The following is a 14,444-nucleotide window of genomic DNA, read 5'->3' as shown; positions in this document are numbered from 1 at the left end:
CGATTGAAATGGAATAGCAGAATGACCACCCTCTCCGGCGGCGAAGCGATCGTAAGTGGCCTTGTCGCCCATGGCGTCGACACCGTGTTCGGCCTGCCCGGCGCGCAAATCTACGGCCTGTTCGACGCCTTCCATCAGGCGCAGCTCAAGGTGATCGGCGCGCGGCATGAGCAGGCCTGCGGCTACATGGCGTTCGGCTATGCGCGCTCCAGCGGCAGGCCCGGCGTGTTCAGCGTGGTGCCCGGCCCCGGCGTGCTCAACGCCAGCGCGGCACTGCTCACGGCGTACGGCTGCAACGAGCCGGTGCTGTGCGTCACCGGCCAGGTGCCGACGCAATTCCTCGGCAAGGGCCGCGGCCATCTGCACGAGATGCCGGACCAGCTCGCGACCTTGCGCACTTATGTGAAGTGGGCGGACCGGATCGAAACGCCGGGCAACGCGCCGACCACCGTGGCGCGCGCCTTCCAGGAGATGACCTCCGGGCGGCGCGGTCCCGCCTCGGTCGAGATGCCCTGGGATATCTTCACCCAGCGCGCCGACACGGCGGCTGCACAGGTGCTGGAGCCGCTGCCCGCGCCGCTGCCTGATCCTGATCTGATCAGGCAGGCGGCCGCGCTGATCAAGGCCAGCAAGGCGCCGATGATCTTCGTCGGCAGCGGCGCGATCGAGGCGCGTGCGGAGATCCTCGAGCTTGCCGAGATGATCGATGCGCCCGTGGTCGCCTTCCGCAGCGGCCGCGGCATCGTCTCCAATGCGCATGAGCTCGGCCTCACCATGGCCGCCGCCTACAAGCTGTGGCCGAACACCGATCTCATGATCGGCATCGGCTCGCGGCTGGAGCTGCCGACCATGTCGCGCTGGCCCTATCGCCCCGACGGCCTGAAGAGCATCCGCATCGACATCGATCCGGTCGAGATGCGGCGCTTCATCTCGGACACCGCTATCGTCGCCGATGCCAAGGCTGCAACCGCCGATCTCGCCGCGGCCGTCAGCAAGGCCGGCTACAGCAAGACCGCCGGCCGCCGCGCCGCGATCCGCGAGGCCACTGCGACGGCGCAAGCCGAAATCCAGCGCATCCAGCCGCAGATGGCGTATCTGAACGTCCTGCGCGAGGTGCTTCCGCCGAACGCGATCGTCACCGATGAATTGTCGCAGGTCGGCTTCGCCTCCTGGTACGGCTTTCCGATCTACGAGCCGCGCACCTTCATCACGTCAGGCTATCAGGGCACGCTCGGCTCGGGCTTCCCGACCGCGCTCGGCGCCAAGGTGGCCAATCCCGACAAGCCGGTGGTGGCGATCACCGGCGACGGCGGCTTCATGTTCGGCGTGCAGGAGCTTGCCACCGCCGTGCAGTTCAACATCGGCGTGGTGACGCTGGTGTTCAACAACAACGCCTATGGCAATGTCCGCCGCGACCAGCGCGAGCGCTTCGACGGCCGCGTGGTGGCGTCCGATCTGGTCAACCCGGATTTCGTCAAGCTCGCGGAGTCCTTCGGCGTCGCGGCTGCGCGCGTCACCGCGCCCGATCAGTTCAGGGCGGCGATGGAGAAGGCCCTCGCCCATGGCGGGCCGTATCTGATTTCGGTCGAGGTGACGCGGGACTCCGAAATCAGCCCGTGGGCGTTCATCCACCCGCCGAAGCCTTGAGGCCGGTCGCGCCCTGAAGCCGCGCCGCCGCGATCACCAACAGGCCCGCGCCTGCGACCGACCAGCAGGCGACCGGGGCCCAGTGCAGCAGCGGCGCGTAATCAGGCATCTTCTGCAAGCCGCCGGCGACCGCGGCCATCCGCGCGAAGGTGCCGAGGGCCAACGCCGAGAACACGAGGCCGGTGACCTTTCCCTCCGCACCGGTCGAGCCGATCGCCAGCGCGGCCGAGATCGCGCTCATCAGCATGCAGCCCCAGGCGGCGCCGGCGAGAAACTGCGCGGCGATCAGCGTGTTGAGGCTGCCGGCAAGCTCCGCCGCCGCGATCGCGACCGCTCCAAGCAATCCGGCGGCGCCCATCACGATCAGGCCGCCGCGGTGCTTGACGACGAGGCTCGCCGGAAACATCGCGATGTTGAAGCCGATCCAGAACACCGGCATCAGCCATTGCAGCTCGTCCGGCTTGGCGAACCGCAGATAGAACGGCGCGCTGTTCATGGCGAAGTGCAACTGATAGCCGAGCGCGAGCGCCACCATCGCGACGATGAAGGCGAGCGGCACCAGGCCCAGCGGCTTGGCCGCCTCGGCCGGCGCCGGCGAGGTGGTGTCGCGCGCCACATCGTACTCGATCCGCGACAGCCCGAGCGCCGTGAGCAGCAGCACCGCGCCGGAGATCACGAAGGGCAGCCGCGCGTCGTGCTCGCGCAGCACCACGCCGAGATAGGGCGAGACGGCGCCGGCAACGCCATAACCCAGCATGGCCAGCGCGGCGAGGAACGGCACCTGCGGCCGGGCGCGGTATTTGCCGAGCAAGGTCAGCGGCGGCGCGCGCAGGGCCGACGACGTGATCGACCAGACCACGATCAGCGCGATCAACCAGACCTGCGCGCCCGCGCCGGTCCCGGCCACGAAAGGCAGCGCGACGAAGGCCGCGCAGGAGATCGCCGCCAGCACGCCGACGAACAGGCCGAGCCGCCCGACGACGGGCGCGATCCTGTCGGCCGCAATTCCCATCGCGGTATCGGCGATGGTGAAGATGGCCTGGTCCAGCATCAGGATGAGGATCACCGCCGCCGGCGCGAGGCCGACATCCGCCGCGAGCCTTGGCAGGTAGACGACGTAGGTCGTCCGGCCCAGCGTGAACACCAGTTGCAGCACGGCCAGATAGAGTCCCGTGCGAGCCACGTTTGCGCTCGCGCCAGTCGAGACCTGTGCAGTGGTCATGTCGCCGCCTCCCCCTCGCTGAAGCTTAGACGACGGCAAGGTTCGAGGAAATGCTTCAGAGCACCTTGCGGAAGGTCAGATTGATGCGCTGCCGCCCGAGCAGCGGATGCTCGCCCTCGGCGAGCGGCGCCACGCCGTGATAGGCGAGCCGGTTAGGGCCACCCCAGACCACGACGTCACCATGGACGAGCCGGAAGCGGCGCGGCTTGTCGCTGCGCGCCATGCCGCCGAACAGGAAGGTCGCGGGCAGCCCCAGCGAGACCGAGACGATCGGTGCCGCATAGTCCAGTTCGTCCTTGTCCTGATGCAGCGACAGCCGCGTGCCGGGTTCGTAGCGATTGACGAGGCAGGCATCGGGCGCAAAGCCCCTGAAACCGCCCTGCTCCGCAGCCCGGCGCGCCAGATCGCAAAACACCGGCGGCATCGCGGGCCATGGCGCGCCGGTTCGCGGATCGACCGGGTCGTAGCGATAGCCGGTGTGGTCGGTGATCCAGCCGCGCGCACCGCAATTGGTCATCGCCACCGACATCTGATAGCCGCCGGGCGTGGTCATCCGCCGGAACGGCGACTGTGCAACGATCGCACGCACCGCGGCAATCAGCTCACTCTCGATCGGCTTGACGAAGCCACGCAGCAGCACGGCGCCGTCCGCGATCTCCTCGCGTGACGGCTGCGCCTCGGCGACGCCATCAAACAAATCCGCCGTCAATTCCTGTGCTCATTTGGCATCATGAAAGATCACACCTAGCGTATGGCGTTGGCCGGACCTGATGCGGCTGACGCCATGACGGAGGTTAACGCGATAAGTGCCGCGCGTCCCCTGCACCGGGCGGTGATGCACAGCGAAGGCGACGGCGTCGCCCTGTGACAGCGGCACCACTTCGGCGCGGGACTGCATGCGCGGGCGCTGCTCGGTCAGCACGAACTCGCCGCCGGTGAAATCGCGGCCGGGCTCGGACAAGAGGATCGCGACCTGGATCGGGAACACGTGCTCGCCATAGAGGTCCTGGTGCAGGCAGTTGTAATCGCCAGTCTCGTATTGCAGCAGCAGCGGTGTCGGACGCGCCTGCCCCGCCTCGTGGCAGCGCTTCAGGAACGCCGCATGCGCGGCGGGGTAGCGGATGTCGATCCCCATCGCCTCGTTCCAGCGATTGGCGACGCCTTGCAGATGCGCGTAGAGCGCCGGGCGCAGCTGCGCGATCAGGTCGGGTAGCGGATAGGAGAAATACTTGTACTCGCCGCGGCCAAAGCCGTGGCGGCCCATGACGATGCGGCTGCGGAAGTGCGTGTCGTCCGGATAGAGCGCGGCGACAGCGCGGCATTGGTCCGGCGTCAGCAGGGCCTTCAGCACGGCGCAGCCCTGGGAGTCGAGCTCGGAGGTGATTTGAGGCCAGTCGAGGGCTTCGACGTGCGCGGTGAGGTCGGTTCCCAAATCAGTTGCGGCAATACGTTTGGCGACAGCCATGGCGATCATCCTATCCACATCCGTCATTCCGGGGCGCGCCCTCTTGGGCGCGAGCCCGGAATCCATCGGGCCGCAGAGACCGCGGATGAATGGATTCCGGGCTCGCGACTTCGTCGCGCCCCGGAATGACGGAGGTAGGTGTCGCAGATCGCGGGCGCGACAACCACCCGATTTCCGGATGGAACCTAGCCCAGCACCGGCAGCGTCACCACGTCATATCCGTGCTTGATCATCCGCTTCAGCACGGGATCCTCCAGCTCGAACTCGAACCGGTCGGCGGGGCGGATGCCGCCTTTGGCGGCGAAGGTGCCGCCGAACATGGCGCAGCCGTCGGGGAGCTTCTTGCCATCGAAGCCGCGCGCGATGAGGTCGGTGACCGGCAGCATCGCGTCCAGCGTGCCCTCCTGGTAGAGCACGCGCTCGCCCTTGATCCAGGCGTAGGAGCGCAGGATCATCCTGTCCCAATGGCCGATGACGTCCTCGAGCTCCCACAGCGTCGCCGCAATCGGCTTGTCGCACATCTGCTTGGAGACGGTGACGTTGTAGGCCTCGACCTTGCGGTCGGTGTGGTCGGAGCCGCAGCCGACGAAGACGCGGCCCTGCCAGCCGATCAGCACGAACTCGACTTCACCGGACGAGTCGCCGCCGCAGCATTCGATGCGGTCTTCCATGGTCAGCCGCCGCGCCGAGGCGCGGTAGTAGATCGGCGTCGAGGCCGGACGGGCAATGCCGACGGCCTCGAGCTCGGCGATGTGCTTGTCCCGCGCGACGGGATCGCGGCCGGTCCAGCCGGCGATGACCATCCGGTCGATCGCCAGCGTCAGCGGCGTGGTGGTGTCCTGGGCGTCGACGGTGAAAGTCAGGTCAAACACGAATTACGGCCTCCATGCCGGCAGCAAGCTCGAAGATACGGCGGTCCGATCCGCCCGCACCCGCCAGCATCAGGCCGACGGGAACGTCGCCCTCGCGATGCGCAGGGAGCGAGATGGCGCAGCCGTCGATCATGTTGATCAGGGTGCAATTGCGCAGCGCGCGCAGGTTCTGGGTGGTGAACGCCTTGTCGTCGGCGAGGTCGGCGATCTTCGGCGGCGTGTTGGCCGTGGTCGGCAGCACCAAGGCGTCATAGGGCGCGATGCGCGCATTGACGCGGGCGATCAGCGAGCGGCGCTCGTTGAGGAGGTCGATGTAGTCGGCCGCGCTCTGTGCCTCGCCGCGCATGATGCGCACGGAAACGCGGGGATCATAGACGTCGCCCTTGGACGTGATGAGATAGCGGTGCCAGGCGTAGCTCTCGGACGCCGCAAAGCCGCCCTTGGCGTTCATCGGACCGATATCGTGGAATTCCGCCATCTCGATGCGCTCGATCATGGCGCCGTGGTCGGAAAGCGACTTCAGCGCGCGCTCGAACGTCTCGGCCACGGCTTTGTCGAGGTCGTCGAGCGCGATCGTGGTCGGCACCGCCAGCCGCATGCCCTTCACCGGGCGAGGCCTCAGCGCAACGATCGGCTCGTTCGCGAGCACGGCGTCGAGTATGGCACAGCAGCTGACCGATCGCGCCAGCGGCCCGATGCTGTCGAGCGAGAACGACAGCGGCACCGCGCCGTCGAGCGGCACGCGCCGCTGCGTCGGCTTGTAGCCGACGATGCCGTTGAAGGCGGCCGGAATCCGGCAGGAGCCGCCGGTATCGGTGCCGAGCGCGCCGTGCGCCATGCCGTCGAGCACGGAGACCGCTGCGCCCGAGGACGAGCCGCCGGGCACGTGGCCCTCGGCCCGGTTCCAGGCGCCCTTCGGCGTGCCGTAATGCGGATTGATGCCGATGCCGGAATAGGCGAACTCGGTCATGTTGGTGCGGCCGATCAGGACGAAGCCGGCCTGGCGCAGGCGCGCCACCGTTGCCGCATCGTGCTCCGCCGGATCGGAATCGTCGAGCGCACGGGAGCCGGCGCGGGTCGTCTGTCCCTTGATGTCGAAGAGATCCTTGATCGAGATCGGGATGCCGGCATAGCGCGACGGCGCCGCCTTGACCTTGCGCAAGGCGTCCATCGCATCCGCCGCCGCGAGCGCGGCGTCCTTGTCGACATGGATGAAGGTGCGCTGGCCCTCGCCTGAGGGATCGGCGATCCTGGCGATGCAGGCCTCGACCAGCTTGCGGGAGGTGGTGCGGCCGCTTTCGAGGTCTTCGGCGAGCGTCGCCAGTGTCGGAAAATCGGGCATGTCTGTCTCACGGAATATTGCGCGGGCAATCTATAGCGCCGGCTCAGTTCGACACAAGCACTGTGCGCATGATGGCATGCATGCGCATTGCTGGACCGTTGACGCGCCATGGTCAATTGTCGCATCAAGATCGAAACGGACGGCGTAAAGCCTGTCCCTTGGGAGGTTTTCCGACATGGCCGAACCGCAGCGCGCGCGACCGAAACCGACGCCGGAAACCCAGCATTTCTGGGACGGCACGAAAGCGGGCGAATTGCGCCTGCAACGCTGCGACGCCTGCGCGCATGTCTACTTCCCGCCGCGCCCGTTCTGCCCGTCCTGCGCCTCGCGCAAGATCAGCATCTTCAAGGCGAGCGGCAAGGGCTTCCTCTACAGCTACGTGATCAACCACCGTCCCGCCGCGCCCGGCTTCACGCCGCCTTATGCGATCGCCGTGGTCGAGCTTGCCGAGGGACCGCGGATGATGAGCAACATCATCGACTGCCCGCAGACCCCGGAGGCGCTCGAGCTCGACATGAAGCTCGAGGTCGCCTTCCAAGAGCTCGACGACAAGATCACCCTTCCCGTCTTCCGTCCGGCGAAGGGGTAAGCCATGCGCAGCAACCAGGTTGCCGTCGTCGGCGCGGCCGAGACCACCGAACTCGGCGTCGTCCCCAACATGTCGCAGCTCCAGCTTCACGCGGACGCGGCGCTCAACGCCATCGCCGATGCCGGGCTGAAGCTGTCCGACATCGACGGCTTCGCCACCGCGGTCGAAACGCCGCAGCAGGTCTGCCACTATCTCGGCATCAAGCCGACCTGGGTGGACGGCACCTCGGTCGGCGGCTGCTCCTTCATGCTGCATGTTCGTCATGCCGCCGCGGCGATCGAGGCCGGCCTGTGCAAGACCGTGCTGATCACCCATGCCGAAAGCGGCAAGTCGATGATCGGCAAGCTGCCGCGCTCGACGCCGGCGGACAGCCTCAACGGCCAGTTCGAGGCGCCCTATGGCGTCTACGGTCCGCCCAGCATGTTCCCGATCCCCGTGCTGCGCTTCATGAAGACCTACGGCATCACCCATGAGCAGCTTGCTTCGGTCGCGGTGGTGCAGCGGGAATGGGCGGCGAAAAATCCGCGCGCGATGATGAAGGACCCGATCACGGTCGCCGATGTCCTCAACTCGCGCATGATCGCCTATCCGTTCCGACTTTTGCAGTGCTGCCTCGTCACCGACGGCGGCGGCGCGCTGATCCTGACCTCGGCCGACCGCGCCAGGGATTTTCCGCGCAAGCCCGTCTACATCATGGGCACCGGCGAGAGCGTGGAAACGCCGATGGTCAGCCAGATGGAGACCTTCAACTCCTCGCGCGCGTTCAAGACCGCGGGGCCGCTGGCGTTCAAGGAAGCCGGTATCGCGCACAAGGACGTCGACCATCTCATGATCTACGACGCCTTTGCGCATCTGCCGCTGTTCGGCCTCGGCGACCTCGGCTTCTTGCCGCATGAGGAGACCGGAAAATTCATCGCGGATGGCAACACGCGCCCCGGCGGCAAGCTGCCGCTCAACACCAATGGCGGCGGCCTCTCCTACATGCACTCGGGCATGTACGGCATGTACGCGCTCCAGGAGAGCGTGCGCCAGATGCGCGGCATCGCGCCGGCGCAGGTGCCGAACGCGAAGATTTCGGTGTGCCATGGTGTCGGCGGCATGTTCGCAGCATCAGGCACGATCGTGTTTACGAACGAGAGGTAAAGCGGCGCGACAGTGCTCAACCGTCATTGCCGGGCTTGACCCGGCAATCCATCCTCTTCTGAAGATGGATGCGCGGGTCAAGCCCGCGCATGACGAACTGGGTTAGCTGCGGCCGTGAAGACAACATAGAGAGGCTACCATGACAAAATCACTGCAAGACAAGGTCATCATCGTCACCGGCGCAGGCCGCGGCATCGGGCGGGAGATCGCGCTGCTCTGCGCGGCGGAAGGCGCCAAGGTCGTCGTCAACGATCCCGGTGTCGCCGCCGACGGCGCCGGCTCGAGCGCTTCTCCCGCCGAGGAGGTGGTCGAGGAGATCAAGAAGCGCGGCGGCACGGCGGTTGCCAATTTCGAGTCGGTGGCGGAAGCGATCCCCGCCAGCAAGATCGTGAAGACCGCGACCGATCATTTCGGCCGGCTCGACGGCGTCGTCAACAACGCCGGCATCTTGCGCGACATGATCTTCCACAAGATGAGCGTGGAAGCCTTCGAGGCCGTCATCAAGGTGCATTTGATGGGCTCGTTCTACGTCTCGCACGCCGCGGCGCGGATTTTCCGCGAACAAGAGAGCGGCTCCTTCGTGCACTTCACCTCGACCTCGGGCCTCATCGGCAATTTTGGCCAGGCCAACTACGCCGCCGCCAAGCTCGGCATCGTCGGCCTGTCGAAGTCGATCGCGCTCGACATGGGCCGCTTCAACGTCCGCTCCAACTGCGTCTCGCCGTTCGCCTGGACCCGCATGATCGGCACCATCCCGACCGAGACCGAAGCCGAGAAGGCACGCGTCGAGAAGATCAAGCAGATGGGACCGGAGAAGATCGCGCCGGTCTGCGCCTATCTGCTCTCCGACGCCGCCAAGGACGTCAGCGGGCAAATCTTCGGCGCGCGCATGAACGAGCTGTTCCTGTTCAGCCAGAACCGCCCGCTGCGCTCGGTGCATCGGAGCGAAGGCTGGACGCCGCAATCGATCGCCGAACACGGCATGCCGGCGCTGAAGGGCTCGTTCTACAAGCTCGATCGCTCCGCCGACATTTTCCCCTGGGATCCCGTGTAAGGATCCCGTCCAGCCGCATTTCCGGCATCCCTGCCCTGCGATCTCTGGTTACCTCGATCAGAGATCGCTCCGCTTTACGCTGATTGCAGGCGGATGGTGGCCTCCCAACAAAACTTTGGGAGGAAACCATGACAAGAATACTGACCAACTCCGACGATACGACTGCAAGCGAGCGTGGCGGTCTTGGCCGCCGCACTCTCCTCAAGGGCGCGGCCACAGTGGCCGCAACGGCCCTGCTCGCCTCGCGAGCTGACGCCCGCGACTTCGGCGCCAGTGCCGAGCCGCAGCGCTATCCCGACCCCGACATCATTGCCATCGACCCCAAGCGCTTCAAGGCCAAGGTCGGCAACACCGCGATCAAGCGGCTCTACACCGGCTGCCTGTGGGCGGAGGGACCGGCGTGGAATGCGCAAGGACAATATCTCGTCTGGAGCGACATTCCCGCCAACCGGCAGCTGCGCTATCTCGACGACGACGGCCACATCTCCGAGCAGTTCCACAAGCCGTCGAACGAGGCCAACGGCAACTCGTTCGACACCGAGGGCCGCCAGATCAGCGCCGAGCGCACCCGCCTCGTCCGCTACGAGCATAACGGTTCGGTGACCACGCTGGCCGAGCAGGCCGGCGGCAAGCCGCTCAACGGCCCCAACGACATGGTGGTGCATCCCAACGACAAGGCGATCTGGTTCACCGATCCCGGCTACGGCGCAATCAGCATCTACGAGGGCAAGCTCGCCAATACCGGTTCGCTCCAGCCCTATCAGAAGGAAGCGGTCTATCGTCTCGACACGCAGACCGGACAGGTTGCGAAGGTCGCCGACGAGCCGTTCAAGCCGAACGGCATCGCGTTCTCTCACGACTACAAGAAGCTCTATGTCTGCGACACCGGCATCACGCATTACCCGCAGGCGGAGAACGTGGTGTGGTCCTACGACATCGACGGGCCGAAGCTGTCGAACCCGAAGCGGCTGATCGACATGAAGCTCGACGGCAAGTCGGGCTTCCCCGACGGCCTGCGTGTCGACACCGAAGGCAACATCTGGGTCGGCGCCGGCTGGGTCGGACCGGGCTATGACGGCGTGCAGGTGTTCGCACCGAACGACGGCGCGCGCATCGGACAGATCCTGTTGCCCGAGACCTGCGCCAATGTCTGCTTCGGCGGCAGGAAGCGCAACCGCCTGTTCATGACCGCGAGCCAGTCGCTCTATGCGGTCTATGTGGAGACGCAGGGGGCGCATTTCTGTTGACGTAGCGAATAGTGAGTGGCGAATGGCGAATAGGGGTCTATTCGCTACTCGCCATTCGCAACTCGCCGATCAACCCGTATTGCGCAGCCCCGCCGAGATGCCGTTGATCGTCAGCTGAATCCCGCGCAGCACCTGCTCGTCGGGGTTCTGCGCGCGGTGCTCCTTGAGCAGCTCGACCTGTACGTGGTTGAGCGGGTCGAGATAGGGAAAGCGGTGGCGCACGGAGCGTTCGAGCAGCGGGTTGCCCTGTAGCAGCCGGTCCTGGCCCATGATGTCCAGCAGCGTCTCGATGCATGAATGCCATTCGCGGCGGATGCGGCCGAAGATCTTTTCGCGCAAGCCTTCATCCGGCACCAGCTCGGCATAGCGCGAGGCGATCGCGATCGAGCTCTTGGCGAGCACCATATCCATGTTCGACAAGAGCATGCGGAAGAACGGCCATTCCTTGTAGAGCTCCTTGAGGAACGGCATGCCCTTGTCGGGATGCTCGGCGATCCATTGCTCGACCGCGCTGCCAAAGCCGTACCAGCCCGGCAGCATCAGGCGGCATTGCGCCCAGGAGAACACCCATGGAATGGCGCGAAGGTCCTCGATCGCGCGGGTCTTCTTGCGCGAGGCCGGGCGGCTGCCGATGTTCAGCGTCGCGATCTCGTTGATGACGGTCGAGGCCCAGAAGTAATCGACGAAGCCGTCGGTCTCGTAGACGAGGCCGCGATAGGCCTTGAAGGCGAGACTTGAGAGCTCGTCCATGGCAGTGAGGTATTCGCGGCGCGGCGCGCTCTGGCGCGGATGCAGCAGGCTCGCCTCCAGCGTCGCCGCCGCGAGGATCTCCAGATTGTTGCGGCCGACTTCGGCGTTGGAATATTTCGACGAGATGATCTCGCCCTGCTCGGTGATGCGGATCTGGCCGTTCACCGCGCCGCCGGGCTGCGCGATGATGGCGTCGTAGCTCGGCCCGCCGCCGCGGCCGACCGAGCCGCCGCGGCCGTGGAACAGCCGCAGGCGCACGTGGTGGCGCTCGAACACGTCGACGAGGTTGATCTCGGCCTTGTAGAGCTCCCAGCCCGAGGTGACGAAGCCGCCGTCCTTGTTGCTGTCGGAGTAGCCGAGCATGACCTCCTGCACGCTGCCGCGGCTGTCGACCAGGCGGCGGTAATCGTGCAGCGACAGCATGCGGTCCATGATGCCGCTTGACGCCTGCAAATCCTCGATGGTCTCGAACAGCGGCACGATGTTGATGGCGCTGCGCCCGGAGGGATGGACGAGGCCCACCTCCTTGAGCAGCACCGCGACCTCGAGCATGTCGGACATGCCCTTGCACATCGAGATAATGCATTGGGGGATCGCGTCCGAGCCGAACTTCGCATGCGCCTCCGCGGCGGCATGGAAGACGTTGAGCTCGCCCATGGTCTCGTCGCTGTACTTGACGAACGGGGACACCAGCGCGCGCGTCGAGCGCAATTCGTTGGTGAGCAGCGAGATGCGCGCGTCCTCGCCGAGCGCAAGATAGGACATGCCGGGATTGGCGGCGTCCATCAGCTCGGCGATGGTGCGTTCATGCACGGCCGAGTTCTGGCGGATGTCGAGCCGCGCCAGGTGGAAGCCGAAGCAGTCCACCGCGCGGCGCAGCAGCCGCAGCCGGCCGCGGGCGATGACGCGGGCGTTGTTGGAGATCAGCGAGCGGTGCAGCACGTCGAGATCGGCTTGCAGCTCCCTGACGCTCTCGTAAGGCCTGCCCTTGCCGACCGGCCGGCGGGTGATCTCGACCTCCAGCGCTTCGGCCGTCGCCGTCAGGCGCGCATAGATGCCGGAGACCGCCAGGCGATACGGCTCGCCGCTCCGGTGCGGCGAGGTGTCCGGCGAGCGCTCCGCCAGCGTGCGCAGCTCCTCGGAGACGTCGGCGAGATGGGCTGCGATCGACAGCTCGGCGCCGAGCACATGCAGCTCGTTGAGATAGAACTGCATCACGCGGCTCGACTGCAGTCGCAGCGTGCCACGCATCACGTCGGCGGTGACGAAGGGATTGCCGTCGCGGTCGCCGCCGATCCAGCTGCCCATGCGCAGGAACGAGGCGAGCTCGCTCGTCGCCTGCTCGCCGCCCTCCTCCAGCCGGTCTTCCAGCACGTTCATCAGCCGCGGCACCTCGCGCAGGAAGGTGTAGTCGTAGAAGGACAGGCCGTTGGCGACCTCGTCGAGCACGGTGAGCTTGGTCCGGCGCAAGAGATTGGTCTGCCACAGCGTCAGCACTTCGCGGCGGAGCTGCTCGTCGCTGGCGGCGGCCTCGTCAGCGGTCAGCGCGACGCGCTCGCGGCGGTCGAGCAGGCTTGCTACCTCCATCTCGCGGTCCATGGTGCTCTTGCGGCGGACCTCGGTCGGGTGCGCGGTCAGGACCGGGCTGACGAGCGCGGTCTTGAAGAAGTTGCGCAAGGCATCGGGGCCGATGCCCGCGGCCTTGGCATGGGCCAGCGTGTCCGCCAGCACGCCCGAGCCGCCGTTCTTGGCCGCGGTACGCGCGCGCATCTGGCGGATGTTGTTCTGGTCCTCGGCGATGTTGGCGAGGTGGGAGAAATAGCTGAAGGCGCGGACGATCCGCACCGTCTCGGAGGTCGACATGCTGTCGAGGATCTGCTCGAGCTCGCGGCGGGCGAGCCGGTCCTCGTCGCGGTGGAACCGGATCGAGGTCTGGCGGATGCGCTCGACCAGGTCGAACAATTCGGCGCCCTCCTGGTCGCGCACCGTGTCGCCCAGGATGCGTCCGAGCAGGCGAATGTCGTCCCTCAGCCGGGCATCCGCCTCCAGCGCCTGGACGTCCTCCGGGCGATTGGGGCGCTGATCGGCGGCGTCGGAAGGTAATGTCTGGAGGGACATGGCTCGCTCCCCTGGTTCGAGCTCGCTTGACTGCCCGGCTCAGCCGAGTGTGCAAGTTTTTTGCCGCAGCGCAAGGTGAAGTTGGGGGCGGCGCGGCAACATCACCGATCATGGGCGAGAATGCGCCTTGCTAACGGGTCCGCACACACGTTCGCGGTCTCGCGGCGCCGGCGCCCGAGCTTTGCTGTCCGTTTCGCCCTCATCGAGAAGAAAGGGCGCAGGGAAGGCCGGGCGCCGGCTGGCACCCAGGGTCCGCACGCGAGAGACGCACGCGGGGTGACCACAGGTGATGCCGGGACATCCCGGCCTTCCCTGCGCAATGGTTTTACGGCTTATGGCGCGCTCTCCCCGGGGAGCGATGCACTATTGCCCCCGTCGCCTTGCGGATGATCGATGCGCGCACCCGGTCGGGCAGCTCACACCACCGCAAGCCTTGACGCACAGACCCCGGGCGTCAGGACCACACGCTTTTGCCGTCCGCGGACGTCCCTCCCCAAGCATTCGAAAGCTCGCGCGTGCTCGCCTCCGAAGCCGAAAAGAAACGCTGTGACCGCGCCGTGTCGATTGCGCGGATCGCGATGGCTCACAGGCGTAGCCCGCCCTGCCATCCCGTCACGCGCCGGCGCTGCCGCGTCCATCGCATCCCGGCCTGCGTATCGTGACGATCGCGAAACGCCCCTTTGGCGGGCCGGGATGGTTTGCGGTTTAACCGAATATGCGAATTCGGTCAATCAGAATCTTTGCGGACCTACGCCTTGACCTGTATGTGGTGTGTTTTGCCCGTCAGACAACGTGAGGAATTGTGTGCGGAAGGGCGCCTGAGCGCGGGTCGGCGGGGCAATGAAGCCGATAGTCCGCAAGTCTGCCTTGAGGCAGAAGCGGACTACGCCGCAATGCTTGCGGTAGGTCAGCTATGGGCCCAGGCTGTGTGATAACCCCTTTGTCGACTGACAGGTCGAGAGGCCCGGGATCGGGCTTCGGGTCTGGAGTTGGCT

11 protein-coding genes are annotated in these 14,444 nt (G+C 66.4%); 5 read left to right on the top strand and 6 right to left on the bottom strand.

What is annotated here, in order from left to right; translation table 11 throughout:
• Positions 1 to 21 precede the first annotated feature (21 nt).
• Positions 22 to 1,647: a thiamine pyrophosphate-dependent enzyme gene (locus tag XI09_RS30225; protein WP_271570096.1), complete on the top strand. Its 1,626-nt coding sequence runs from the start codon at positions 22 to 24 to the stop codon at positions 1,645 to 1,647.
• Here XI09_RS30225 and XI09_RS30220 read toward each other — a convergent pair.
• From XI09_RS30220 to XI09_RS30200, 5 genes are all read right to left on the bottom strand, one after another.
• Positions 1,625 to 2,869 (bottom strand): MFS transporter, encoded by a 1,245-nt coding sequence (locus XI09_RS30220; RefSeq protein WP_271570095.1) that lies wholly within the window; start codon positions 2,867 to 2,869, stop codon positions 1,625 to 1,627. The two genes, XI09_RS30225 and XI09_RS30220, sit on opposite strands and share 23 nt — an antisense overlap.
• A gap of 55 nt (positions 2,870 to 2,924) precedes the next feature.
• Positions 2,925 to 3,578, bottom strand: coding sequence for a DNA oxidative demethylase AlkB (gene alkB / locus XI09_RS30215; protein WP_271570094.1), 654 nt, complete (start codon positions 3,576 to 3,578; stop codon positions 2,925 to 2,927).
• A gap of 9 nt (positions 3,579 to 3,587) precedes the next feature.
• Positions 3,588 to 4,334 (bottom strand): 2OG-Fe(II) oxygenase, encoded by a 747-nt coding sequence (locus XI09_RS30210; RefSeq protein ID WP_271570093.1) that lies wholly within the window; start codon positions 4,332 to 4,334, stop codon positions 3,588 to 3,590.
• A gap of 185 nt (positions 4,335 to 4,519) precedes the next feature.
• Positions 4,520 to 5,206 carry a DUF2848 domain-containing protein gene (locus XI09_RS30205; protein ID WP_271570092.1) on the bottom strand — a complete coding sequence of 229 codons (687 nt, stop codon included), beginning with the start codon at positions 5,204 to 5,206 and terminating at the stop codon, positions 4,520 to 4,522.
• Positions 5,199 to 6,548: an amidase gene (locus XI09_RS30200; RefSeq protein ID WP_271570091.1), complete on the bottom strand. Its 1,350-nt coding sequence runs from the start codon at positions 6,546 to 6,548 to the stop codon at positions 5,199 to 5,201. Before XI09_RS30200 ends, XI09_RS30205 begins: the two co-directional genes overlap by 8 nt.
• A 175-nt stretch (positions 6,549 to 6,723) precedes the next feature.
• Between XI09_RS30200 and XI09_RS30195 the strand changes: the two genes are divergently transcribed.
• The 4 genes from XI09_RS30195 (at position 6,724) to XI09_RS30180 (ending at position 10,581) form a co-directional block, all read left to right on the top strand.
• Positions 6,724 to 7,137: a Zn-ribbon domain-containing OB-fold protein gene (locus XI09_RS30195; protein ID WP_271570090.1), complete on the top strand. Its 414-nt coding sequence runs from the start codon at positions 6,724 to 6,726 to the stop codon at positions 7,135 to 7,137.
• A gap of 3 nt (positions 7,138 to 7,140) precedes the next feature.
• Positions 7,141 to 8,280: a thiolase C-terminal domain-containing protein gene (locus tag XI09_RS30190; RefSeq protein ID WP_271570089.1), complete on the top strand. Its 1,140-nt coding sequence runs from the start codon at positions 7,141 to 7,143 to the stop codon at positions 8,278 to 8,280.
• Positions 8,281 to 8,419: 139 nt separating this feature from the next.
• Positions 8,420 to 9,334 (top strand): SDR family oxidoreductase, encoded by a 915-nt coding sequence (locus tag XI09_RS30185; protein WP_271570088.1) that lies wholly within the window; start codon positions 8,420 to 8,422, stop codon positions 9,332 to 9,334.
• A gap of 128 nt (positions 9,335 to 9,462) precedes the next feature.
• The gene (locus XI09_RS30180; RefSeq protein WP_271570087.1) at positions 9,463 to 10,581 is read left to right on the top strand and encodes an SMP-30/gluconolactonase/LRE family protein; all 1,119 of its coding nucleotides are present in this window, start codon (positions 9,463 to 9,465) and stop codon (positions 10,579 to 10,581) included.
• A 69-nt stretch (positions 10,582 to 10,650) separates the two neighbouring features.
• On the opposite strand, the gene ppc is transcribed toward XI09_RS30180, so the two are convergent.
• Positions 10,651 to 13,449, bottom strand: a complete 2,799-nt coding sequence (gene ppc / locus XI09_RS30175; RefSeq protein ID WP_271570086.1) for a phosphoenolpyruvate carboxylase — start codon at positions 13,447 to 13,449, stop codon at positions 10,651 to 10,653.
• Positions 13,450 to 14,444 lie beyond the last annotated feature (995 nt).

It is taken from the genome of Bradyrhizobium sp. CCBAU 11386 (genome assembly GCF_028128955.1).
Taxonomy (GTDB): domain Bacteria; phylum Pseudomonadota; class Alphaproteobacteria; order Rhizobiales; family Xanthobacteraceae; genus Bradyrhizobium.
Note: the sequence above shows the minus strand (reverse complement) of the source record. Positions and strands in the feature narration are given on the sequence as shown.